Source organism: Mycobacterium tuberculosis complex sp. N0072, assembly GCF_030323725.1.
GTDB classification, from domain to species: Bacteria; Actinomycetota; Actinomycetes; order Mycobacteriales; family Mycobacteriaceae; genus Mycobacterium; species Mycobacterium tuberculosis.
Genome location: NZ_CP040689.1, coordinates 4,069,623 through 4,092,387, shown reverse-complemented (window position 1 = coordinate 4,092,387; position 22,765 = coordinate 4,069,623). Strand labels below are relative to the sequence as shown.

The window sequence follows — 22,765 nt, the reverse complement described above, 5'->3', positions numbered from 1 at the left end:
ATGTCCGGGGTGTTTACGCGGCTGGTAGGCCAGCAAGCGGTGGAAGCCGAGCTGCTTGCCACGGCCAAGGCGGCCCGTCGTGATTCGGCTCACAGCGCGGGTGGCGGCGGGACTATGACACACGCGTGGCTGCTCACCGGTCCGCCCGGTTCTGGGCGCTCGGTTGCCGCGCTGTGCTTCGCGGCGGCTTTGCAATGTACGTCGGGCGGGGAGCCCGGGTGCGGGCGCTGCCGGGCGTGTACGACCACGCTGGCGGGCACCCACGCCGACGTACGCCGGGTGATTCCCGAAGGTCTGTCGATCGGTGTGGACGAAATGCGGGCCATCGTGCAAATCGCCGCGCGCCGGCCGACTACCGGGCACTGGCAGATCGTGGTGATTGAGGACGCCGATCGGTTGACCGAAGGCGCCGCCAACGCGTTGCTCAAGGTTGTCGAGGAGCCGCCGCCGTCGACGGTGTTCCTGCTGTGCGCGCCGTCGGTGGATCCCGAGGACATTGCGGTCACGCTGCGATCCCGGTGTAGGCATGTCGCGTTGGTGACTCCGTCGACCCACGCGATCGCGCAGGTGCTGAGCGACGGCGACGGGTTGGACCCCGACACGGCCAATTGGGCGGCGTCGGTCAGTGGTGGCCATGTCGGACGAGCGCGCCGGCTGGCCACCGATCCGCAGGCCCGGCAGCGACGCGAGCGGGCTTTGGGGCTGGCACGTGACGCCGCGACACCGTCGCGTGCGTACGCAGCCGCCGAGGAGTTGGTGGCCGGCGCCGAGGCCGAGGCCTTAGCGTTGACCGCGCAGCGTATCGAGGCCGAGACCGAAGAACTGCGGACGGCGCTGGGAGCCGGAGGTACCGGTAAAGGCACCGGCGCGGCGTTGCGTGGTGCCACCGGCGCGATGAAGGATCTTGAACGACGGCAGAAATCCCGGCAGACGCGGGCCTCGCGCGATGCGCTGGACCGGGCACTGATCGATCTGGCGACCTACTTCCGGGATGCACTGTTGGTCGCAGCCCACGCGGGTGGGGTGCGGGCCAACCACCCGGATATGGCCGACCGGGTTGCTGCGCTGGCCGCCCACGCCCCGCCGGAGCGGCTGCTGCGCTGCATCGAAGCGGTGTTGGCGTGCAGGGAAGCGCTAGCGGTCAACGTCAAACCGAAGTTCGCCGTCGATGCCATGGTCGCCACCATCGGCCAGGAACTGCGGTAGCGACCGCCGCAAACTTGGGCGGGCCGGCCCGCCTGCCGTAGACTCGTGCCGCCCGGCAAGCGGGCACCCAGGGGAAAAGCCGCCTTAGCTCAGTCGGTAGAGCGATTCACTCGTAATGAATAGGTCAGGAGTTCGATTCTCCTAGGCGGCTCCATCTTTGCAGGTCAGGTCGGTATATCACCCGGCCTGTTGCTCTTTAATGGCCTGAAGGCGCGGATAGGGCGCGAATACTCGTCCAGGGCGGCGGTGTAGTCGGGCACCGTCACGGACCGCTCGACGTAGTGCCGCCGGGTGATCTCGCTGCCGCTGTGCCCGGCCTGCTGGGCCGCGGCTTCCAGCCCTATCGAGCGTTCCACCGCGGTGACGACGGACTTGCGGATCGAGTGCGGGACAACCCATTTGAAGTCCTCTCCGCGGATCGCCCGCCAGTGGGTGCGACGTTGGCCTCGGACTAGCGGGTGCCGCGCCGGGCCGGAAACACCGGGTCGAACGGGATGACCAGTGCCCGCTGCTCGCGCAAAGCTGCGGCTCCGAACTCCGGGATGGTGACGGTGTAGGGGGCCCCACCGGCCTTGCGTCCAGTCACCTGGTGGGATTTCTTGTCGAGCCGGTGGGACGCCGTCGATTACAGGACCAACGAGACATGATGGTCGTACATCAGCGGTGGAGAACCGTGCTGTGCTTGACGGTCAACTTCCTGCAATGTCAGCGCTGTCGACTATCCTGGTCAGGACCACCAAATGAGATGAAGTGTTTGTCCAGGCGACCGAGTTGCAGAAGGTGAAGCGGCGCTTCAGGAATGTCAGGGCAACTCGCCGCAACACCGAGCTGGAGGGCACCCGCAGCACCGCCGCCACCCGTGCCGATCAGAACGACTACGCCCGCGGCAAGATCACGGCAGCCGAGTTGGGTGAGCGCGTCCGCCGCCGGTACAACATCCAGTAACCGGGGTGGAGTGCCGCATCCATGGGACACCGGCGATCACGAACGGAATTGGCAGGGCTACTTCATCCCCGCTATGTCCGTCTTGAGGAACCGGGTCGGCGCTCGAACGCATGCCGAACTGCGTGATGCCGAGAACGACCTCGTTGAGGCCCGGGTGATCGAACTCCGCGAGGATCCCAATCTGCTGGGCGACCGCACAGATCTCGCATACCTGCGGGCGATTCACCGCCAGCTGTTCCAGGACATTTACGTCTGGGCGGGAGATCTGCGGACAGTCGGCATCGAGAAGGAGGACGAGTCTTTCTGCGCGCCGGGCGGCATCAGTCGGCCCATGGAGCATGTGGCTGCGGAGATCTACCAGCTCGACCGGCTCAGAGCGGTCGGCGAAGGTGATCTCGCTGGCCAGGTCGCATACCGGTACGACTACGTGAACTATGCCCACCCGTTCCGCGAGGGCAACGGCCGCTCGACCCGCGAGTTCTTCGATCTCCTGTTGTCCGAACGCGGTTCTGGCCTCGACTGGGGGAAGACCGACCTGGAAGAGTTGCACGGCGCTTGTCACGTGGCGCGCGCCAACTCTGATCTCACGGGCCTGGTCGCGATGTTCAAGGGGATCCTCGACGCCGAGCCCACTTACGACTTCTGATCGCACTAACCTCCTGATGCCGATCAGCGATACCGAACGTTGTGCCACGCCGCCGGTAAGCGTCCCGCAGCGTGGTGGGTTTAGGGGTTGTTGCGGAGTGGCTCCGATGAGGTAGGGGCCGTCGGCGAGATCGTCGGTGTGTACCGCCAAGCACGCACCGAAGGAGATCCCGCCGATGGCCTTGCCACAGTCTGCCCTGTCCGAGTTGCTCGACGCGTTCCGCACTGGTGATGGCGTCGACTTGATCCGTGATGCCGTCCGTCTGGTGTTGCAGGAACTCAGCGAGCTCGAAGCCACTGAACGGATCGGCGCTGCCCGTTATGAACGCAGCGACACTCGGGTGACCGATCGCAACGGTGCCCGATCGCGGGTGCTGTCCACGCAGGCCGGTGACGTGGAACTGCGAATCCCTAAGCTGCGCAAGGGCTCTTTCTTCCCGGCGATCCTCGAGCCGCGCCGGCGGATCGATCAGGCCTTGTACGCGGTGGTGATGGAGGCCTACGTGCACGGTATCTCTACCCGTGCGGTCGACGACCTGGTCGAGGCGATGGGTGTGGAGACCGGCATCTCCAAATCCGAGGTGTCGCGGATCTGTGCCGGACTCGACGAGATCGTCGGCGCGTTCCGCACCCGCACGCTCGGGCACATCGAGTTCCCCTACGTCTACCTCGACGCCACCTATCTCAACGTGCGCAACGGTACTGGCCAGGTGGTGTCGATGGCCGTCATCGTTGCCAGCGGCATCGCCGCCGACGGGTCACGCGAGATCCTCGGCCTCGACGTCGGCGACAGCGAGGATGAGACCTTCTGGCGCGGGTTCCTGACCTCGCTCAAGGGGCGCGGCCTCGGTGGTGTCCGGCTGGTGATCAGTGACCAGCACGCCGGGCTGGTGAAGGCGTTGAAGCGCTGTTTCCAGGGCGCTGGGCATCAGCGCTGTCGGGTGCACTTCGCGCGCAATCTGCTCGCCCACGTGCCCAAGGACAAGGCCGACATGGTCGCCAGCATGTTTCGAATGATTTTCTCGGCACCCGACGCCGAGGCGGTGCACGCGACCTGGGAGGAGGTCCGTGATCGCCTCGCCGCGTCGTTTCCCAAGATCGGCCCGCTGATGGACGACGCCAGGGCAGAAGTATTGGCGTTCACCGCATTTCCCAAGGCGCACTGGCAAAAGATCTGGTCGACCAATCCATTGGAGCGCATCAATAAGGAGATCAAGCGACGCTCCCGCGTCGTGGGGATCTTCCCGAATCCTGCAGCCGTGATCCGCCTTGTGGGCGCCGTCCTGGCCGACATGCACGACGAATGGCAGGCCAGCGAGCGCCGCTACCTCTCCGAGGCCTCTATGGCGCTGCTCTACCCCGATAGCGATAATGCTGTGGTCGCCGCAATCAGCGGCGGCCAGTAGGCACCGACGAACTCAACGTCGAAGCCCACCACTCCGCGGGACTCTGCCCCGCGCCGTCCAGCCGGTGTCATGGCGGGTCTCTTCACGCCCCCGGCTTCCGGTGCCGCGACACTTCAGCGTGCTGCGCGAGATGCTGCCCCGGACGCGCGCTGGCTACTCGCGGTCTCCGACCGCAACGGGATCGTCAGCACTTCGGCGACGACGTGCAACTACCCGCCCGCTGCGAAAGACTCTGCGCAAGACGGGTTTAGGCACGCACTGGCCGCTGCCATCGCTGCGGACATCGATGAAGCACTCCGTCACGGCTACGGAGATCTGCTTGAGCTTGCGTACCCGCTCATGAGCTGGCCGCGCCGGGGCGTTTTTGGCGGGCCGACCCCGGCCCCACGTGGGCTCGCTACGCGACAGTGCCCGCCCCGGACAGTTCACGTTGACCGGGTGAGGCCAAACGGCGCCGAGCGTGCACTGAGGGCGAGATTCCGGCCGATTCTCCGCCCTCAGTTCACGCTGGGCGACGGCGCTAACGGGCTGCCCTTGGCCGCGTGCACCAAGACGGGTGCATACGTGCCGCACTTGCCATACTCACCCATCGCGGTGGACCCCCAACCCAGTGCCGGTCAACAAGGGCCTTCCTGATGGATTGGTGCCAGCAACCTCCATCATGCGAAGAGATTCCCTATTGGTTGTCAAGGGGTTCTGCATCTGATGTGGGTGCGTGTTTTGGGCACTATGTCAACGGCAACCGAAAACTGATCAGGTGTCGGCAATCGAAAATTGACCAGCTTGGTTTCATTGGTCGTCGGCCGTGACGGTGGGGACGCGGCCGAGGTCTCGGTCTTTGATGCGGTAGCTGTCTCCTTTGAGTGCGATGACTTCGGCGTGGTGCACGAGTCGGTCGATCATGGCCGCGGCTACGACGTCGTCGCCGAATACTTCGCCCCAGCGCCCGAAGGGCTTATTTGACGTGACGATGAGGCTGGCCCGTTCGTAGCGGGACGACACCAATTGGAAGAACAGGTTGGCGGCTTCGGGTTCGAAGGGGATGTAGCCCACTTCGTCGACGACCAGCAGCGGGTATCGGGCCAGCCGAATCAGTTCAGATTGCAGGGTGCCGCTGTGGTGGGCGGCGGCCAGACGATCAACCCATTGCGAGGCGGTGGCGAATAGGACGCGGTGGCCGGCCTGGCAGGCGCGGATCGCGATCCCGATTGCTAGGGTGACGAAGTCCAGGGTGCCCAGATGCGCTATGGTGTCGCGTTTGAGACCGCGGGCGTGGTCGAAGTCGAACTCCTCCAACGACTTGCGCGATGGGAAGCGGGCGGCCCTGATGCGTCCTTCGCCGTCGTGGGATTCGCGGGCCGACACCTCGCGTTGCAGACACGCTGCGAGGAACTCCTCATAGCTCCAAGTCTTGGTGCGGGCGCGGTCAGCGAGCTGCTCGATGGCCCCGCGCAGGGTGGGGGCTTTCAGCGCCCGGGTCAGATACGCCAGCTCGGCGGCCACATCGCGGCTGTTGGTAGCGGTCTTGGCTGCCATCAGGCCACCGGCCCGTCAAGGCCCAACACGGTGTCGTAGGTGGTCAGGAGACGTTGTTCGACCTCAACGTGGTGGGGTGGACCGACGATGTCGAACCGTTTGCGTCGCAGCAGTTTGGCGGCCACGACATGCTCGGGATCGCTGATCGTCTGGTGTTTGGCCCAGATGCGGTCATGATCGGCGACCAGGGTGCCGCCACACCAGACCCGGACCCGGCTCAGATCTGCGGTGATCTCGATGCGCCGGCCGATCGCGACCGGATGCACCGAGTAGTCGTTGCCGTCGAGGCGCACGTAATGATCGCGCGGCAGCCGTGTCGAGGTTCGCCACCCGATGCTGGGCCCGACCGGCGGCAATGTCAGCATCGCTGCGGTATCGGCCTCGATGCGATCTGCCGGTCGACATCCCAGCACTCGGTGCTGGCGGTGATTGGCCCGCACCAGCCAGGCCTGCAACTGGGTATTGAAATCCGCCGGAGAGGCAAAGACCCGACCCGGCAAGAACGCCCGCTCCAGGTAGTCGTGGAAACGTTCGACCAGCCCCTTGGCTTCGGGATCACCGGTTTACAGATCCACACTTTGGCGGCCAGGGTGCCGCGGAAGGCATGGCATGCCGCAGTCAGTTCAGGTTGGCGCGCCCACCACCGCCCGACCGCGCCCTCGCCGTCCCACACCAACACCCTTGGAACGGCGCCTAACGTCGAAAGATGCTGCCACCACCCGGCATACAAGTCTTCGGCGGTGCGTGTCGGGATCAACAGCGCCGAGGCCCACCGCGAATACCCACACACCATGGTCAGCACAGGTAACGCCGTGGCGGTGCGGACCTGGCCGTACCCCACCGGCACAACGACATCGGGGAACCAGAAGTCGCACTGCCCGATCTCACCGGCCACATATGTCGCGCGACGCCGGATCCGGCGGCAGATACAGCGGCCGCAACTCGCGTACTCGCCCGCTGAGCGTCCGGATCGAATACCACCAACCGATCCGCTCGGCGATCACCGTCGCAGGCATCCGCGGATAGGCTGCCAACAACTCCCGGATCCGCGGCTCGGCCTCATCTGCAACCGAGCCCTTCGCCGCACGCTGGTACTTCGGCGGCCCATCGGAGGCCAACGCCGACTTCACCGTGTTCCGCGAAATCTTCAACACCCGCGCGATCTCCGAAATCGGCAACCGCTCCGACCGGCGCAACCGCCGGATCTCGGCCCAATCCTCCACGCTCAACACTCGCTTCCTCCTTGGCCCATAGCCAAGGCTCTCCAGGAAGCTGGTCAATTTTCAGTTGCCGCGCTCTGGTCAGTATTCAGTTGCCGCCGCCACACTACAAGAGATACAAGCCTGATTACCGCCAAGATCATCTCGGTGATACTGCTGGTGCAGCTCATCGAGCCGGTCGCTTTCTGCATTGGCTTCGAGCATCCACCGACCATTCGCAACTGCATGAGCGTGCGAACTCAATGGCCGATTGATTGTTGTATGCGTTGTACTGCAACGCTTTAACGAACCACTACGGACGGTCGAATACGCGCGGCCGCCACGTTTGAGCGGCTGTGGCGACCGGCGTTGAGGTCAGGCCGGTGCCAGAAATCCCACCGGCGCCGCTCCGATGCACAGCGAAAGCGCGGTGGTGTTGGCTCGCACCGTGATTGCGTCGCCGGCCCCTGGTAGCCGGGCGTACACCCGATTGAGACCCGGATGCACCGGAACCTTCCGCTCAGGTCCGTCAGAAAGTGCCAGCGCCATCGAGCCGTCGCTGTTGGCCAGGTAGTTGAGTTCGACGGTCCAGTCGCCGGGCAGCAAGGGGCCGTCGAGGATCAGACGTTCCGGCCGGTCCGGCTGGACGAAGTAGCCGCACTGCGGCACCGGCCCCGCGATGATCGTCCGGACCCAGGTCACTTTCGCGTCGACCAGCCGACCTGTGCTGGTGAACATTCTCAATTGTGTTGTTGTCGTAGCGAATTCCGGTCGGACGCGCAGCAGGGCGAACATGTGGCTGGCCAAGTTCTCCGGCCAGGCCACTCGTTGCAACACCAGCGGATCGACTTCCTGATCCAGTAGCGGCGCACCTGACGCGGCCGCGGCCAGACTTGCCTGGGCGTTCTTCAGGTATCCCTCGGTGGGGTTGTCACGCCAACTGGCCAGAAACGTCGCGGTCGAATACAGGCTGCTGGTCAAAAACAACACGGCCGAAGCGACTGTCGCAACGGCTCGGGCCGGCGAGGCGTCCAGCCAGCGGGTGCCGGCGCGATTGGGTGCCTGCAGCGCGACGGCGGCTAGCAGCGCCAGCACGACGACAAGATCCGGGAAGTACCGGAGGGTCTGGGCCAACTCGAGCGCGGTGAACGGCGACGAGCGCATCAGAAAGATCGGCACCTGGCAGGCCACCGCGTAGCCGGCCGCGGTCAGCCACACCGGGCCGATGCGTCGCTTGCGGACCAGTGACAGCGCAAGCACTGCGATCAACACCAGCCAGCCGAGCACCATCACCACCGCCGGGGGAGTGGCCCACGGGGATGCCGGAGCCCAGCGCGCCCAGTCCCACGGCCCGCCGGCCAGTGCCGGCACTATGCCGTGGGTGACCGAACGGCACAGCAGATCCCACGTCATCGACAGATCGGAACTCCATCGCCGTTGATCCACCACCGCCAGATAAAGGGCTACCCAGCCGACGGTCAGTGCCAGCGACGGCGTCCACAACCGGACACCGGCCCGCCACACCGTCGCCAAAGCTGACCGGTCGCCGCGCACATGGCACTGCAGCGCGGCCACCGCGAAGGAGACGAACGGGATCACCGCGGCCTTCTCGAAGAACAGCAGGCCACCGAGGTAAACCAGGACACCGGTGACGGCGTAGCGGTGGTTGCCGGTCCGCACCAGCAGGATGGCATCGGCGCACACCCACGCCAGCGCGGCCAGCATCGGCAGCGAGTTGAGCGCAGCCGCCCACCACGCGAACCCCGGCACCGCTAGCGGTGTGAACAGCGCGAACGTCAATGGGATCAGGAGTACCGGCCGCCAGCTCGATATCACATACAACGCGCGCAGCAACGCCAGCGACTCCAGCAGCTGCAGCACCACCAGGCTGATCGCTGGTCCGGTCCACACCAGGGGTGCCACCCGGATAATGGCGCCCGCAACCAGGAAGGCACCGGGCATCACGTGGCCGTCGTGGTCGTCGAACAGGTACGACGGCGACAACAGGCCCCCAGTGCCGGCCCTGCCGACGAGGATCAAGTCGTCCCAATAGAAATAGCCCCCAAATGCCAGCACCACGCGAACCACCAGCTGCACCGTGATCAGCAATACGGCGACCAGGGCGACCCGAGGCATACGGGGCGCTGGCATGGGCCGCCGGTATGGTGGGCCGGTGCGCGCACTGGTCACTGGGGCGGCCGGATTCATCGGCTCGACGTTAGTCGACCGGTTGCTGGCAGATGGTCATTCGGTGGTGGGATTGGACAACTTCGCGACCGGCCGGGCGACCAACCTCGAGCATCTGGCCGACAACTCCGCACACGTCTTCGTCGAAGCCGACATTGTGACCGCCGATCTACACGCCATCCTCGAGCAGCACCGGCCCGAGGTGGTATTTCACCTGGCGGCCCAGATCGATGTCCGCCGTTCGGTGGCTGACCCGCAATTCGACGCCGCGGTCAATGTCATCGGCACGGTGCGCCTAGCCGAGGCCGCGCGGCAGACCGGTGTCCGCAAGATCGTGCACACCTCCTCGGGAGGATCGATCTATGGCACCCCGCCGGAGTATCCAACCCCTGAGACAGCGCCCACCGATCCGGCCTCGCCGTATGCCGCGGGCAAAGTGGCCGGCGAAATCTACCTGAACACCTTTCGACATCTCTACGGCCTGGACTGCTCGCATATCGCACCGGCTAACGTCTACGGTCCTCGCCAGGACCCACACGGTGAAGCGGGTGTGGTAGCGATCTTCGCGCAGGCGCTGCTCTCGGGCAAACCCACCAGGGTGTTCGGCGACGGCACCAATACGCGCGACTATGTGTTTGTCGACGACGTGGTCGACGCGTTTGTCCGGGTGTCCGCGGACGTCGGCGGTGGGCTGCGCTTCAACATCGGCACCGGTAAGGAAACGTCGGACCGCCAACTGCATTCGGCGGTGGCCGCGGCTGTCGGCGGGCCCGACGACCCTGAGTTCCACCCGCCGCGGCTAGGCGATCTTAAGCGGTCCTGCCTTGACATCGGCTTAGCCGAACGGGTTTTGGGCTGGCGTCCGCAGATCGAGTTGGCCGACGGCGTGCGTCGCACGGTCGAGTACTTCCGGCACAAGCACACTGATTGATCAGAGCCTGACCGAAGTCTGCAGACGGTCCGCTACGGCGTCCAAGAACGGATGCCGGTCGGCGTCGAGATAGTCGGCCGGCGGTCGCCAGTCGATTCGGCCCATCTTTCCGGCGTATAGCCCGTAGCCGATCAGTTCCTGTAGCCGAGGTTCAAAGCAGCGCACCAACTCTCGCGGGATGGACAGCTGTTGATTGACCTGCTGGCGCACGAACCCCACGCAGAAGTTGATGGTCAATGCCGGCCGCGGGGCATCGGTGCGGTTCGCTGCGGCGGTATGCCACAGGCTGCCATTCCAGATCAACGCGTCGCCCGCATTGATCTCGACCGGCTTGCCCTCCGGGTATGGCGGCGACGGCCGCTCGGGCCAGCGATGTGAACCGGGCACCACTTGGGTGGCGCCGTTGTCGGCGGTGAAATCGCACAGCGCGATCAACGCGTTGCACAGCAGCGGTTGATGCGGCCGCGGCAGCGGATACATTTCGTCGTCGCAGTGCAAGCGCTGAGCCACCGCGCCCGGCAGCTGGTTGCTCGTCATACACCACGACAACAGGCAGTCGCGGCCAAGCACACCCTCGATGACCGGCAGCAGCTTGGGGTGTACCGGCAGCGCCTCGTAGCGGGTGCCGTGCAGCAACAAGTTGTCGATGCGCACCCAGTCGTGGTCGACCCGGTCGACCGGGACATGGCCGGGCCGCGCCAGGCCCTTGACGACGGTTGTGGAGTTGGCGATGACGGTCGGTAGCTCCCGTTCCAGCCGACGGGTATCCGCTAGGTATGCGGCAACCGAATCGGCGTCGAGGACATCCTCGACTACGGTGTAACCGAACTCGTCGATCTCGCCGACCAGGCGTTCGACCGATGAGCTCTGAGTCATCAGGCCGGCAGCAGGTCTATTTCCGGTTCGCCCTCGTCGCGGTCGTCAGATGATGTGGTGACGTCGTCAGGGTCGGACATATCGCCTCCTGCTGGTCAGAGATGCAGTAACTCTAAGAACTGTAGGCCGCCGGGTCCTTCCTGGCTACGGTCTGCGCAGATCGAATCGCGGCTTAATTCGGGCGCCTGTGCGCCCTCAAGTGGCTGGGTCTTACCGGCACTGTTCGGGCGCCTGTGCGCCCTCAAGTGCCAGAGCCCGGGCGATGCGCGCGTAGCGTAACTCGAGGTCCTTGAACCGCATGTAGGTGCTCAGTGTGGTGAAACTGAACGCCATCACCAGTGCGTAGAGCATCAGGTCGGTGCCGCGGCGCACCCCAAACCAGTTTGCGACCACTGTGGTGTCGTCCGGTCTCAGCACGGCATAGATGCCGGCGAGCACGAACAAGACATAGCCCACCTTGACCCAGGCACGCGACCGCGCGCTTCGGCGCGACCGCAACAGGTAGAACAGCAACCCGATGATCGACGCGATCAACAGCACCTGGATCCAGTTCATCGTGGCATCCTCCCTCGCAGAAACCCGTCGAAAATGATGTTGACGCCGTTGAGCAGCGGTTGGCCTTTCGACTTCGAATACTCGGTGTAGAGCACCTCGACCGGTTCTTCCGCTACCCGCCAATGGTTTTCGGCGATCAACATGATGAACTCGGTGGCGTGGCTCATGCCGCTCATGGTGATGTTCAGCCCGTCGGCCACGGTCTTGTTGAACACCCTCAGGCCATTGTTGGTGTCGGTCAAGCCAAGTCGGCGGCCTCGACGGCTCAACCGCGCTCCTGTCTGCAGCACGATCCGCTTCATCAGTGGCGGTCGGCTGGCCGAAGCTTTGCCCACGGGCCGGCCGAACCGCGTTCCGATCACCACATCGACGTCACCTGCGCCGAGCCGGTCGACCATTGCGGCCACGTCTTTGACGCGGTGCTGGCCGTCGCCGTCAAAGGTGGCAAAGACCTGGGCGCCCGGCTGCTTGCGGGCGTACTCGATTCCGGTCTGAATGGCCGCCCCCTGGCCCAGGTTGATCGGATGGCGTACGAGGTGAGCACCGGACCGCCGGGCGATGTCGCCGGTGCCGTCGGTGCTGCCGTCGTCCACGCAGACGACGTGGTCGAAGACTGACCGCACATCGGTGACGACCTTGCCGATCACGGCGGCTTCGTTGAAGGCGGGAATGACGACCCAGACGTCCGAGTAGTGCGTTTCAGTGTCCATTTTCGAGGCCATTTAAGCCCACAAGTTACACGTTGGTCCGGGGCTGATCGGCCGCTTACTCGTCCGTCCGCGCCAGCGCCACCAAATGGACGCCGATTCCCACCAGCGGACCGCATAACAACGCGACCACGGTGCGGGTCTCCAAGGACAGCGGCAGCAGCAGCAACAAGCCCGACCCAACCGTCGCACCAACCCAGCCCAGCGAATACGCCCGGTGCAGTGCGGCCGCGACCGCGGCGGCACCGGTGAGTGTCAGCATTGCGATCGCCACCGCGGCCGCCGTCAACCAGGCCAGCAATGCGCTGCTGGACTGGTATTCCGACCCGAACGCGACGCGCATAATCCATGGACCTACGACGCCGGCCGCCAGCATCCCGACTGCGCCAACGCCGCCGATGAGCGCCGCCGGCGCGATTAGCGCCCGAATCCGCTCGGTGCGTTCATCGACGAAATGCGCGATGAGGTTGCCTTGCATGGCGGTCAGTGGCACCAGCAGTGGCGCCCGGGTTAACGTCACCGCAAGGATGACAACGCCTCCCTGCGCGCCCAGTTCATTGGAGGTTAGCTTCAGCAAGACCGGAAACCCCATCACCAATATCGCGCTGGCACCGGCCGCGATGATCGAATGGGCGGCGCCCCTCAGGAATGTCGCAGTAGCGCCGGGCGTCATCAAGCGGGCGGCCGCGCGTGTCGGGGGTGAGGTCATCAACATGATCAGCCAGGCAACCAAACCCGCCACGGTTGCCCAGATGAACCCGACCAGCTGCCATCCGATCACGAACGTGGCCGCGGCGACCACCACCCGGATGACCGCGTCGGCCACCATCAGCGCGCCGTACTGGGTCCACCGGTTGGTGCCGGCCAGCATGCCCAGCAGGGTGGCGTGTAGGCAAAACCCAGCCAGCCCGATGCTGAGCAATGCGACCGATAGCCAGCGCGCCTCGGCGAATACCCGCCCGCTCCACAACGGTGAGCTACCGGCGATCACGACCAACGAGCCGAGGCCGACCATCCCGGAGACCCGCAGCGGATGGGTACGGCGGCCGTCTGCAGAGACGTCCAAGTACCCCAGCGAGCGGACCTCGCGGGTGGTTTCTTGCAGCAGGCCGTTGGCGGCCCCGGTGACCAGTCCGAATGCGCCCCAGAACACCCCGAATACCGAGAAGCCGTTGGGAGCCAGGTTGCGGGCCGCCAGATAAATCACCGCGTAGCCGCACAGCGCGGTAACCGCGGTCGCCGTGCCGACCCGGGCTACGCTGCCGCTTGCGATAGCTCCGCCAGAGGCGCCCGAGGAGCCAACAGGAGATGCCGTATCGCCGACTTCGGTCACCGCGGCGGCGCCAACGGCCAACCGACATGGATCGTCACGACTGAAAATAGTAGGCGGGCCGGTTGGCCGCGCTGCGCGGCGCGAGCCTGACCAATTGATGTCGGTTCGTCGCTATTGTGGGGTTTTTCCTCGGAAGGATCCATGTCAACGTTCCGCATCTTCGGCTTCTCGCTGCTGATGACGGTGGTGGCGTTGGTTACCGGATATTTGCACGGCGGGCCGACCGCCCTGTTCTTGCTGGCGGTTCTGGCGCTCCTTGAGGTATCGCTGTCGTTCGACAACGCCATCATCAACGCCGCGATTCTGCAGCGGATGAGCCCGTTTTGGCAGCGGATGTTCCTGACCATCGGGATTCTTATTGCGGTGTTCGGGATGCGGCTGGTGTTCCCGCTGGCCATCATCTGGACCACCGCGGGCCTGGACCCCGTCCGCGCAATGGAGCTGGCGCTTCGTCCACCGGCCCATGGCGCGCTGGAATTTGCGGACGGATCGCCCAGCTATGAAAAACTGATCACCGCTGCGCATCCGCAGATCGCGGCGTTCGGCGGCATGTTCCTGCTGATGCTTTTCCTGGACTTCGTCGTTCACGACCGCGATATCAAATGGCTGAAGTGGATTGAGGTCCCCTTTGCCCGCATCGGTCGACTCGGTCAGGTCCCGGTGATAGTGGCCAGTGTTGGGTTGGTCCTTGCCGGCGCGCTGTTGACACACTCCAGCGATCAGCGGGGTACGGTGCTGATCGCCGGCCTTTTGGGCATGGTGACCTATCTTGTCGTCAACGGGATCAGCCGGGCGTTCCGGCCGGCGGGGTTGGGTGAAGCCACGCCGGGCGTGCAGGCGAGGCAGGCGGCCGGAAAGGCTGGTTGCGCGTTGTTCCTGTATCTGGAGGTGCTCGACGCCGCCTTCTCTTTCGACGGCGTCACCGGGGCCTTTGCGATCACTACGGACCCGATCATCATCGCGCTCGGCCTTGGTGTGGTGGGTGCGATGTTTGTCCGGTCGATCACGATCTATCTGGTGCGACAGGACACACTGGACCGGTACGTGTACCTGGAACACGGCGCACACTGGGCGATTGGCGCGCTCGCCATAATCTTGCTGTTGTCCATCGACCACCGATTCGCCGTCCCCGAGTGGGTCACCGCTTCGGTGGGGGTGGTTTTTATCGGGGCGGCGTTCACCGAGAGTGTGCGGCGCAATCGCCTAACAGTCAGGTCCCCCACGAAGTTCGGATCATGACCGGCGGAGGGTGCCAAGGCGCGGGGCGGGCGCCCTAAGCCCAAATCAGTGTGTACCGGCCTTGAAGCGCTCCACTGAACGCTGCACCTCTGCCTCGGCTTCGGCGCGGTCGACCCAGTCGGCCGCCTTGACGAACTTACCTGGTTCCAGGTCCTTGTAGTGCACAAAGAAATGCTTGATCGCATCCAGCTCGAAAGCCGGAACGTCCCCGATGTCTTGGACGTGGTCCCACCGGGGGTCACCGGCTGGGACGCACAGCACTTTGTCGTCGCCGCCGTGCTCGTCGACCATCCGGAACATCCCCACCGGCCGCGCCGCCACCAGCACCCCGGGGAAGACCGGCTGCGGTAGCAGCACCAGCGCGTCCAGCGGGTCGCCATCGTCACCTAGGGTGTCCTCGATGAAGCCGTAGTCGGTCGGGTAGGCCATCGGGGTGTACAGGTACCGGTCCAGACGAACCCGCCCCGTCTCATGGTCGACCTCGTATTTGTTGCGCTGGCCCTTGGGAATTTCGATGGTCACGTCGAATTGCACGCGTCGGCTCCTTCAGATCAGAGTGCATGGGACAACGGGCAGGTCCAATGCGTCCGTGGACACCCTAGTCGAGCCGGTACCGTGGCAGCGTCGCCCTGCCGGTTCGGCAGAATGGGACCGGAAAGGCAGGAGAGCTCATGGGTCCCACACGCTGGCGGAAATCCACGCACGTGGTCGTCGGCGCGGCCGTGCTGGCGTTTGTCGCCGTTGTGGTGGCGGCCGCAGCGCTGGTCACTACTGGTGGTCACCGGGCTGGCGTGCGCGCACCTGTGCCTCCACCGCGGCCACCCACAGTCAAGGCGGGAGTGGTCCCTGTGGCGGACACCGCTGCGACACCGAGTGCCGCTGGCGTGACCGCGGCGCTTGCGGTGGTGGCGGCCGATCCTGATCTGGGCAAGTTAGCAGGTCGGATCACCGATGCCCTGACCGGACAAGAACTTTGGCAGCGGCTAGACGACGTGCCCTTGGTGCCGGCTTCGACCAACAAAATCCTGACGGCGGCGGCGGCTCTGCTGACACTGGACCGACAGGCCCGGATCAGCACGCGGGTGGTGGCCGGCGGCCAGAACCCCCAGGGACCTGTCGTGTTGGTGGGCGCGGGCGATCCGACGCTGTCGGCAGCGCCGCCCGGTCAGGACACCTGGTATCACGGCGCGGCTCGCATCGGTGACCTCGTCGAACAAATTCGCCGCAGCGGTGTGACGCCCACCGCCGTGCAGGTGGACGCTTCGGCGTTTAGCGGTCCGACGATGGCGCCGGGTTGGGATCCGGCCGATATCGACAACGGTGACATCGCGCCGATCGAAGCGGCGATGATCGACGCCGGGCGTATCCAGCCGACCACCGTCAATTCGAGACGGTCCCGCACCCCGGCGCTGGATGCCGGTCGGGAGTTGGCCAAAGCCCTTGGCCTGGACCCCGCGGCGGTGACGATCGCATCGGCTCCGGCCGGCGCGCGGCAGCTGGCCGTGGTGCAGTCGGCGCCGTTGATCCAGCGACTGTCTCAGATGATGAACGCCTCCGACAATGTGATGGCCGAGTGCATCGGCCGCGAGGTAGCGGTCGCGATCAACCGGCCGCAGAGCTTTAGTGGCGCGGTCGACGCGGTGACCAGCCGATTGAACACCGCACACATCGACACCGCCGGCGCTGCGCTGGTGGATTCTAGTGGATTGTCGCTCGACAACCGCCTGACCGCTCGGACGCTCGATGCAACGATGCAGGCCGCGGCTGGACCCGACCAGCCCGCGTTGCGGCCGCTGCTGGATCTGCTACCGATCGCCGGTGGCAGTGGCACGCTGGGCGAGCGCTTCCTCGACGCGGCCACCGACCAGGGTCCGGCCGGGTGGTTGCGGGCCAAGACCGGCTCGCTGACCGCGATCAACTCGCTAGTCGGGGTGCTCACCGACCGTAGCGGCCGAGTGCTCACCTTCGCGTTCATCTCCAACGAAGCCGGTCCCAACGGTCGCAACGCGATGGACGCTCTGGCCACTAAGTTGTGGTTCTGCGGGTGCACGACGTGACCGGAGCGTCCGAGCTGACACTGGGGAACACGGTCGATTGGGAATTTGCGGCCAGCGTCGGGGAGCGGCTGGCCCGGCCCGCTCCGCCGTCCACCGAATACACCCGTCGCCAGGTGATCGACGAGCTGACCGTCGCGGCGGAGAAGGCCGAACCGCCGGTGCGCGACGTCACCGGTCTGATCGCCGACGGTGTGGTGCCGCCGGCCCGTGTCGTCGACCGGCCGGCGTGGATTCGCTCGGCCGCCGAATCGATGCGGGCGATGACGCACGGAAGCGCCAAACCGCGGGGGTTTCTCACCGGTCGGATCACCGGTGCGCAGACCGGTGCCGTGCTGGCGTTTGTGGCCTCGGGCATCCTCGGCCAGTACGACCCGTTCGGAGCCGCCGGAGAAGGCTGCTTGCTGCTGGTATATCCCAATGTGATCGCCGTCGAGCGTCAACTGCGGGTCGAGCCGTCCGATTTCCGGTTGTGGGTGTGCCTGCACGAGGTCACCCACCGAGTCCAGTTCACCGCCAACCCCTGGCTGTCCGGCTACATGTCGCAGGCGCTAAACCTGTTGACCTTCGAACCCGTTGACGACATCGGGCGGGTGGTGAGCCGGCTGGCGGACTTCATCCGCAGCCGTGGACACGGTACCGACGATTCCGAGGTCAACCCGTCGGGCATTCTGGGCCTGGTGCGAGCCGTGCAATCCGAGCCGCAACGTAAGGCCTTAGACCAGCTGCTGGTACTTGGCACGCTGCTGGAAGGCCATGCCGAGCATGTGATGGATGCGGTCGGGCCGATGGTGGTGCCCTCGGTGGCCACCATCCGCCGCCGCTTCGACGACCGTCGTCATCACAAACAGCCGCCGCTGCAGCGGCTGGTGCGAGCTCTGCTGGGCTTCGACGCCAAGCTCAGCCAGTACACCCGAGGCAAGGCATTCGTCGACCATGTGGTCGACCGGGCGGGAATGAAGCTGTTCAACACGATCTGGTCGGGCCCCGAGACGCTGCCGTTGCCTGCCGAGATCGAAAACCCGCAGCGATGGATCGACAGAGTGCTGTAGCGCAGCTGCGTGCGGCTGCGGAGCAGTTCGCTCGGGTCCATCTCGACGCCTGCGACCGTTGGAGCGTGGGGCTCTCCGGCGGCCCGGACTCGTTGGCGCTCACCGCTGTAGCCGCACGGCTGTGGCCCACCACCGCACTGATCGTGGACCACGGTCTGCAGCCCGGCTCGGCCACGGTCGCGGAAACAGCTCGCATACAAGCGATTTCGCTGGGATGTGTGGACGCGCGGGTGCTTTGCGTTCAGGTGGGCGCGGCCGGCGGCCGGGAGGCGGCGGCGCGCAGCGCCCGCTACTCGGCATTGGAGGAGCACCGCGATGGCCCGGTGCTGTTGGCCCATACGCTCGATGATCAGGCCGAGACAGTGTTGTTGGGGCTTGGCCGTGGTTCGGGGGCCCGGTCGATCGCCGGCATGCGTCCGTACGATCCGCCCTGGTGCCGGCCGCTGCTGGGGGTGCGCCGCAGCGTGACACATGCGGCCTGCCGGGAGCTGGGCCTGACCGCCTGGCAGGATCCGCACAACACCGACCGCCGCTTCACCCGAACCCGATTGCGCACCGAAGTGCTGCCACTGCTGGAGGAAGTGCTGGGCGGAGGTGTGGCCGAAGCGCTGGCTCGCACCGCGACAGCGTTGCGCGAGGACACTGACCTCATCGACACGATCGCTGCGCAGGCGCTGCCCGGAGCCGCTGTTGCTGGCTCACGGGGACAGGAGTTGAGTACCAGCGCCTTGACCGCGCTGCCGGATGCGGTGCGGCGCCGGGTGATTCGGGGCTGGCTGCTGGCCGGCGGCGCGACCGGACTGACCGACAGGCAGATCCGCGGAGTGGACCGGCTGGTCACCGCGTGGCGCGGTCAGGGCGGGGTAGCGGTTGGGTCCACGTTGCGCGGTCAGCGACTGGTCGCCGGGCGGCGCGACGGCGTACTTGTGTTGCGGCGCGAGCCCGTTTGACGCCCGCGTTGGTCGTTGGTCCCGCGGCGTGGCACGCTGTGCACGTGACCCAGAGCTCCTCGGCGATCACCCCCGGGCAGACGGCGGAGCTTTATCCGGGGGACATCAAGTCGGTGCTGCTCACGGCCGAGCAGATTCAGGCCCGCATCGCCGAGCTCGGCGAGCAGATCGGCAACGACTACCGCGAGCTGTCCGCTACCACCGGCCAGGATCTGCTGCTGATCACCGTGCTGAAGGGCGCGGTGCTCTTCGTCACCGACCTGGCGCGAGCGATTCCCGTGCCGACCCAGTTCGAGTTCATGGCGGTGAGTTCGTATGGGTCATCGACATCCTCGTCGGGCGTGGTGCGGATCCTCAAGGACCTCGACCGCGACATCCACGGCCGCGACGTGCTGATCGTCGAGGACGTCGTCGACTCCGGCCTTACGCTTTCGTGGTTGTCGCGGAACCTGACGAGCCGGAATCCGCGGTCATTGCGGGTGTGCACGCTGCTGCGCAAGCCCGATGCGGTGCACGCCAACGTCGAAATCGCGTACGTGGGTTTCGACATTCCCAACGACTTCGTCGTGGGCTACGGCCTGGACTACGACGAACGCTACCGTGACCTGTCATACATCGGGACGCTGGACCCCAGGGTCTATCAGTAGGCGGCTAGGTCAGTTCCCAGACCACCGTGACCGAGAAGCCCACCGTCTGCTGGCCGGGTTCCAGCGGCACCGCGGATAGGCCGCGCGGCGGCGCCGGCGCCTCGTGCGTGGGCGCGGCGCCAGATGCCTCGGAGATCGAGATCACCTTGCCTAGCCGCAGCCCCGACAGTTGTGCGTACTGGTCCGCACGGTTCTTGGCGTCTTGGAAGGCGCGCGCCCGGGCATCCTTCACCAGCTGCGAGTCGTCGCCAATCGAGTAGCTGACCGAGCTGATCCGGGTGGCGTCACCGCCGGTGCTGACGACGAGGGCCAGCAGCCGCGACGCGGCGTCGGTCGGGTGGATCTTCACCTCGATGTCGTTGTCTGCCCGATACCCGGTGATGGTGGCGGTTCCGGCCGGCTCCGGATTGCTGTACTGCGGTGCCACGGTGACCCTGGTGGTGCGGATGTCCTTGCGGTCCAGGCCGGCACCCACCAGTGCATCGATCACCGCTTGCTGGCGATCATTGGTCTGGTTCATCGCGCTGGTGACGTCGGCCGCGGTGACCTGAATGCCGACGTCAGCGATCAACGTGTCCGGCACACCCTGCACTTGCCCGGATCCGAACACGGTCACCTGCCGCGGATCGGCACCGAGCGATCCCGAGTTGTGGGAATCGCACCCCGACAATGCGGCGGCAAGGCCGGCGGCCACCAGGGCGATCGAATGACGGACCAATCGGATCATGCCTGGGACCCTAGCGCCTGCGCCGTTGAATCGGTCGACGGTTGCTTCAGCGTGGCGTGGTGTGCGCAAGTTGCGCATTGTAGGGCCCGTCGATGCCAGTACCCCGAAATTCATACCAAACTCAAATTACTTGTTACCAATGAATTTCAGGGGAATTTCAAAAGCTACGGAAATGCCCTTGAAGTAAATGAATTGTTATTGACTTAGCCGTGAACAACCTGTGTGAAGTCTGTGATGTTCCTATAAGGATGGCTAGCCTGTCGTGTGGTCTTCAGCGGGGAACGCCGAAAGCTATTGATGCAACGCGCATTAGAGGGAGGAAAATACCATGTCGATCATGCACGCCGAGCCAGAGATGCTGGCTGCGACCGCGGGGGAACTGCAGTCGATCAACGCCGTTGCGCGGGCCGGAAATGCAGCGGTGGCGGGCCCGACGACGGGTGTGGTTCCGGCCGCCGCTGATTTGGTGTCCCTGCTAACCGCCTCCCAGTTTGCCGCGCATGCACAGCTGTACCAGGCGATTAGTGCCGAGGCGATGGCGGTCCAGGAGCAGTTGGCGACCACGCTGGGCATCAGCGCCGGTTCATATGCGGCCACCGAGGCTGCCAACGCCGCCACGATCGCTTAGGAGAGGCCGATGCTGGACTTTGCTCAGTTACCGCCGGAGGTCAACTCCGCGCTGATGTACGCCGGACCCGGTTCGGGACCGATGCTGGCTGCCGCGGCGGCCTGGGAGGCGCTGGCCGCCGAGTTGCAAACCACGGCGTCCACCTACGACGCTCTGATCACTGGCCTGGCCGACGGGCCATGGCAGGGGTCCTCCGCGGCGTCCATGGTGGCTGCCGCCACGCCCCAGGTGGCGTGGTTGAGGAGCACCGCCGGGCAGGCCGAGCAAGCCGGCAGCCAAGCGGTGGCAGCGGCGAGTGCTTATGAGGCGGCGTTTTTCGCGACCGTGCCGCCCCCGGAGATCGCGGCCAACAGGGCGTTGTTGATGGCGTTGCTGGCGACGAACTTCCTTGGCCAGAACACGGCGGCGATCGCGGCCACCGAGGCGCAATACGCCGAGATGTGGGCCCAGGATGCGGCCGCGATGTACGGCTATGCTGGCGCGTCGGCGGCGGCGACGCAGTTGTCGCCATTCAATCCGGCGGCGCAGACCATCAACCCGGCCGGGCTGGCCAGCCAGGCCGCATCTGTCGGACAAGCTGTCAGCGGGGCCGCAAATGCGCAAGCACTCACCGACATTCCTAAAGCGTTGTTTGGGCTTAGCGGAATCTTCACCAATGAACCGCCTTGGCTCACCGACCTTGGCAAGGCGCTCGGTTTGACCGGGCACACCTGGTCCTCGGACGGTAGCGGGCTCATCGTGGGCGGAGTGCTTGGCGACTTTGTGCAGGGTGTGACCGGGTCGGCAGAACTTGATGCCAGCGTGGCCATGGACACGTTCGGCAAATGGGTCTCGCCCGCTCGGCTCATGGTCACCCAATTCAAGGACTACTTTGGCCTGGCGCACGACCTGCCGAAGTGGGCGAGTGAAGGCGCCAAAGCCGCCGGTGAGGCCGCCAAGGCGTTGCCGGCCGCCGTTCCGGCCATTCCGAGTGCTGGCCTGAGCGGCGTTGCGGGCGCCGTCGGTCAGGCGGCGTCGGTCGGGGGATTGAAGGTTCCGGCCGTTTGGACCGCCACGACCCCGGCGGCGAGCCCCGCGGTGCTGGCGGCGTCCAACGGCCTCGGAGCCGCGGCCGCCGCTGAAGGTTCGACACACGCGTTTGGCGGGATGCCGCTCATGGGTAGCGGTGCCGGACGTGCGTTTAACAACTTCGCTGCCCCTCGATACGGATTCAAGCCGACCGTGATCGCCCAACCGCCGGCTGGCGGATGACCAACTACGTTCGTTGATCGAGGATCGAATTCGACGATTCAAAGGGAGGAATTCATATGACCTCGCGTTTTATGACGGATCCGCACGCGATGCGGGACATGGCGGGCCGTTTTGAGGTGCACGCCCAGACGGTGGAGGACGAGGCTCGCCGGATGTGGGCGTCCGCGCAAAACATTTCCGGCGCGGGCTGGAGTGGCATGGCCGAGGCGACCTCGCTAGACACCATGACCCAGATGAATCAGGCGTTTCGCAACATCGTGAACATGCTGCACGGGGTGCGTGACGGGCTGGTTCGCGACGCCAACAACTACGAACAGCAAGAGCAGGCCTCCCAGCAGATCCTCAGCAGCTGACCCGGCCCGACGACTCAGGAGGACACATGACCATCAACTATCAATTCGGGGACGTCGACGCTCATGGCGCCATGATCCGCGCTCTGGCCGGGTTGCTGGAGGCCGAGCATCAGGCCATCATTTCTGATGTGTTGACCGCGAGTGACTTTTGGGGCGGCGCCGGTTCGGCGGCCTGCCAGGGGTTCATTACCCAGTTGGGCCGTAACTTCCAGGTGATCTACGAGCAGGCCAACGCCCACGGGCAGAAGGTGCAGGCTGCCGGCAACAACATGGCACAAACCGACAGCGCCGTCGGCTCCAGCTGGGCCTAACCCGGGTCCTAAGTTGGGTCCGCGCAG

The 22,765-nt window shown here is 65.5% G+C and carries 24 protein-coding genes, 1 tRNA gene and 2 pseudogenes; 15 read left to right on the top strand and 12 right to left on the bottom strand.

Translation table 11 applies throughout. The features are described from left to right. Together FF952_RS19170 and FF952_RS19165 are read left to right on the top strand one after the other, a co-directional pair. Nucleotides 1-1,206: a DNA polymerase III subunit delta' gene (locus FF952_RS19170; protein WP_003419637.1), complete on the top strand. Its 1,206-nt coding sequence runs from the start codon at nucleotides 1-3 to the stop codon at nucleotides 1,204-1,206. Between the two features lie 78 nt (nucleotides 1,207-1,284). Continuing rightward, nucleotides 1,285-1,360 (top strand) — tRNA-Thr (locus FF952_RS19165). Nucleotides 1,361-1,370: 10 nt separating this feature from the next. Here the strand turns inward: FF952_RS19165 and FF952_RS19160 are convergent. After that, on the bottom strand, nucleotides 1,371-1,562 hold the full coding sequence (locus FF952_RS19160; protein WP_003419633.1) for a hypothetical protein: 192 nt from the start codon (nucleotides 1,560-1,562) through the stop codon (nucleotides 1,371-1,373). A gap of 95 nt (nucleotides 1,563-1,657) precedes the next feature. After that, entirely contained in the window at nucleotides 1,658-1,792 is a 135-nt protein-coding gene (locus tag FF952_RS19155) for a hypothetical protein (protein WP_003419630.1), read from the bottom strand. Nucleotides 1,793-1,956: 164 nt separating this feature from the next. Here FF952_RS19155 and FF952_RS19150 point away from each other — a divergent pair, with 164 nt between their 5' ends. The 3 genes from FF952_RS19150 (at nucleotide 1,957) to FF952_RS19140 (ending at nucleotide 4,202) form a co-directional block, all read left to right on the top strand. Further along, nucleotides 1,957-2,151, top strand: a complete 195-nt coding sequence (locus FF952_RS19150; RefSeq protein ID WP_003419627.1) for an antitoxin VbhA family protein — start codon at nucleotides 1,957-1,959, stop codon at nucleotides 2,149-2,151. Between the two features lie 10 nt (nucleotides 2,152-2,161). Further along, the gene (locus FF952_RS19145; RefSeq protein ID WP_003899616.1) at nucleotides 2,162-2,797 is read left to right on the top strand and encodes a Fic/DOC family protein; all 636 of its coding nucleotides are present in this window, start codon (nucleotides 2,162-2,164) and stop codon (nucleotides 2,795-2,797) included. Between the two features lie 175 nt (nucleotides 2,798-2,972). Further along, entirely contained in the window at nucleotides 2,973-4,202 is a 1,230-nt protein-coding gene (locus FF952_RS19140) for an IS256-like element IS1553 family transposase (protein ID WP_003419623.1), read from the top strand. Nucleotides 4,203-4,520: 318 nt separating this feature from the next. Here FF952_RS19140 and FF952_RS21035 read toward each other — a convergent pair. The 4 genes and pseudogenes from FF952_RS21035 to FF952_RS19125 all read right to left on the bottom strand — a co-directional run. Further along, nucleotides 4,521-4,616: pseudogene (locus FF952_RS21035) on the bottom strand (hypothetical protein); the annotation flags it as partial. Nucleotides 4,617-4,991: 375 nt separating this feature from the next. After that, a complete protein-coding gene (locus FF952_RS19135; protein ID WP_003902675.1) occupies nucleotides 4,992-5,738 on the bottom strand; it encodes a PRK06526 family protein in 747 nt (248 codons plus the stop codon). Further along, a pseudogene (gene istA, locus FF952_RS19130) lies at nucleotides 5,738-6,970 on the bottom strand (IS21 family transposase). Before istA ends, FF952_RS19135 begins: the two are co-directional and overlap by 1 nt. Before the next feature lie 342 nt (nucleotides 6,971-7,312). Then, nucleotides 7,313-9,088, bottom strand: a complete 1,776-nt coding sequence (locus tag FF952_RS19125) for a hypothetical protein (RefSeq protein WP_003419613.1) — start codon at nucleotides 9,086-9,088, stop codon at nucleotides 7,313-7,315. A 22-nt stretch (nucleotides 9,089-9,110) separates the two neighbouring features. Here FF952_RS19125 and galE1 point away from each other — a divergent pair, with 22 nt between their 5' ends. Then, the gene (gene galE1 / locus FF952_RS19120) at nucleotides 9,111-10,055 is read left to right on the top strand and encodes a UDP-glucose 4-epimerase (protein ID WP_003419610.1); all 945 of its coding nucleotides are present in this window, start codon (nucleotides 9,111-9,113) and stop codon (nucleotides 10,053-10,055) included. Here the strand turns inward: galE1 and FF952_RS19115 are convergent, their stop codons facing one another. The 4 genes from FF952_RS19115 to FF952_RS19100 all read right to left on the bottom strand — a co-directional run bounded on the left by FF952_RS19115 (nucleotide 10,056) and on the right by FF952_RS19100 (nucleotide 13,547). Then, the gene (locus FF952_RS19115) at nucleotides 10,056-10,931 is read right to left on the bottom strand and encodes a phytanoyl-CoA dioxygenase family protein (protein ID WP_003419601.1); all 876 of its coding nucleotides are present in this window, start codon (nucleotides 10,929-10,931) and stop codon (nucleotides 10,056-10,058) included. A gap of 210 nt (nucleotides 10,932-11,141) precedes the next feature. After that, entirely contained in the window at nucleotides 11,142-11,486 is a 345-nt protein-coding gene (locus FF952_RS19110; RefSeq protein ID WP_003419590.1) for a DUF2304 domain-containing protein, read from the bottom strand. Continuing rightward, the gene (gene ppgS / locus FF952_RS19105) at nucleotides 11,483-12,208 is read right to left on the bottom strand and encodes a polyprenyl-phospho-N-acetylgalactosaminyl synthase PpgS (protein ID WP_003419585.1); all 726 of its coding nucleotides are present in this window, start codon (nucleotides 12,206-12,208) and stop codon (nucleotides 11,483-11,485) included. Before ppgS ends, FF952_RS19110 begins: the two co-directional genes overlap by 4 nt. A gap of 43 nt (nucleotides 12,209-12,251) precedes the next feature. Then, a complete protein-coding gene (locus FF952_RS19100) occupies nucleotides 12,252-13,547 on the bottom strand; it encodes a hypothetical protein (RefSeq protein ID WP_003902672.1) in 1,296 nt (431 codons plus the stop codon). Between the two features lie 120 nt (nucleotides 13,548-13,667). Here FF952_RS19100 and FF952_RS19095 point away from each other — a divergent pair, with 120 nt between their 5' ends. Next, nucleotides 13,668-14,765: a DUF475 domain-containing protein gene (locus FF952_RS19095; RefSeq protein ID WP_003419580.1), complete on the top strand. Its 1,098-nt coding sequence runs from the start codon at nucleotides 13,668-13,670 to the stop codon at nucleotides 14,763-14,765. A 45-nt stretch (nucleotides 14,766-14,810) separates the two neighbouring features. Here FF952_RS19095 and ppa read toward each other — a convergent pair whose 3' ends face one another. Further along, nucleotides 14,811-15,299: an inorganic diphosphatase gene (ppa, locus tag FF952_RS19090; RefSeq protein ID WP_003419577.1), complete on the bottom strand. Its 489-nt coding sequence runs from the start codon at nucleotides 15,297-15,299 to the stop codon at nucleotides 14,811-14,813. A gap of 137 nt (nucleotides 15,300-15,436) precedes the next feature. On the opposite strand from ppa, the gene dacB reads away from it, so the two are divergent. Genes dacB through hpt form a run of 4 tightly spaced genes read left to right on the top strand, consistent with a single transcriptional unit; the run spans nucleotide 15,437 to nucleotide 19,468 of the window. Then, nucleotides 15,437-16,822: a D-alanyl-D-alanine carboxypeptidase/D-alanyl-D-alanine endopeptidase gene (gene dacB, locus FF952_RS19085; protein WP_003902671.1), complete on the top strand. Its 1,386-nt coding sequence runs from the start codon at nucleotides 15,437-15,439 to the stop codon at nucleotides 16,820-16,822. After that, nucleotides 16,819-17,871 (top strand): Rv3626c family coenzyme F420 biosynthesis-associated protein, encoded by a 1,053-nt coding sequence (locus tag FF952_RS19080; RefSeq protein ID WP_003419571.1) that lies wholly within the window; start codon nucleotides 16,819-16,821, stop codon nucleotides 17,869-17,871. The genes dacB and FF952_RS19080 overlap by 4 nt, the downstream gene beginning before the upstream one ends. Next, nucleotides 17,850-18,821, top strand: a complete 972-nt coding sequence (tilS, locus tag FF952_RS19075; RefSeq protein ID WP_003905118.1) for a tRNA lysidine(34) synthetase TilS — start codon at nucleotides 17,850-17,852, stop codon at nucleotides 18,819-18,821. The genes FF952_RS19080 and tilS overlap by 22 nt, the downstream gene beginning before the upstream one ends. Then, the gene (gene hpt / locus FF952_RS19070) at nucleotides 18,818-19,468 is read left to right on the top strand and encodes a hypoxanthine phosphoribosyltransferase (RefSeq protein WP_003419558.1); all 651 of its coding nucleotides are present in this window, start codon (nucleotides 18,818-18,820) and stop codon (nucleotides 19,466-19,468) included. The genes tilS and hpt overlap by 4 nt, the downstream gene beginning before the upstream one ends. A gap of 4 nt (nucleotides 19,469-19,472) precedes the next feature. Here hpt and FF952_RS19065 read toward each other — a convergent pair whose 3' ends face one another. After that, the gene (locus FF952_RS19065) at nucleotides 19,473-20,195 is read right to left on the bottom strand and encodes an SIMPL domain-containing protein (protein ID WP_003899606.1); all 723 of its coding nucleotides are present in this window, start codon (nucleotides 20,193-20,195) and stop codon (nucleotides 19,473-19,475) included. Nucleotides 20,196-20,523: 328 nt separating this feature from the next. Here FF952_RS19065 and FF952_RS19060 point away from each other — a divergent pair, with 328 nt between their 5' ends. The 4 genes from FF952_RS19060 to esxL are packed head-to-tail and all read left to right on the top strand — an operon-like array spanning nucleotide 20,524 to nucleotide 22,738. After that, the gene (locus tag FF952_RS19060) at nucleotides 20,524-20,823 is read left to right on the top strand and encodes a PE family protein (RefSeq protein ID WP_003899605.1); all 300 of its coding nucleotides are present in this window, start codon (nucleotides 20,524-20,526) and stop codon (nucleotides 20,821-20,823) included. 9 nt (nucleotides 20,824-20,832) lie between these two features. Beyond that, the gene (locus FF952_RS19055) at nucleotides 20,833-22,074 is read left to right on the top strand and encodes a PPE family protein (protein WP_003900723.1); all 1,242 of its coding nucleotides are present in this window, start codon (nucleotides 20,833-20,835) and stop codon (nucleotides 22,072-22,074) included. 56 nt (nucleotides 22,075-22,130) lie between these two features. Beyond that, nucleotides 22,131-22,427 carry a type VII secretion system protein EsxW gene (gene esxW / locus FF952_RS19050; protein ID WP_003899603.1) on the top strand — a complete coding sequence of 99 codons (297 nt, stop codon included), beginning with the start codon at nucleotides 22,131-22,133 and terminating at the stop codon, nucleotides 22,425-22,427. Nucleotides 22,428-22,453: 26 nt separating this feature from the next. Then, a complete protein-coding gene (gene esxL / locus FF952_RS19045) occupies nucleotides 22,454-22,738 on the top strand; it encodes a type VII secretion system ESX-5 protein EsxL (protein WP_003900722.1) in 285 nt (94 codons plus the stop codon). Nucleotides 22,739-22,765 lie beyond the last annotated feature (27 nt).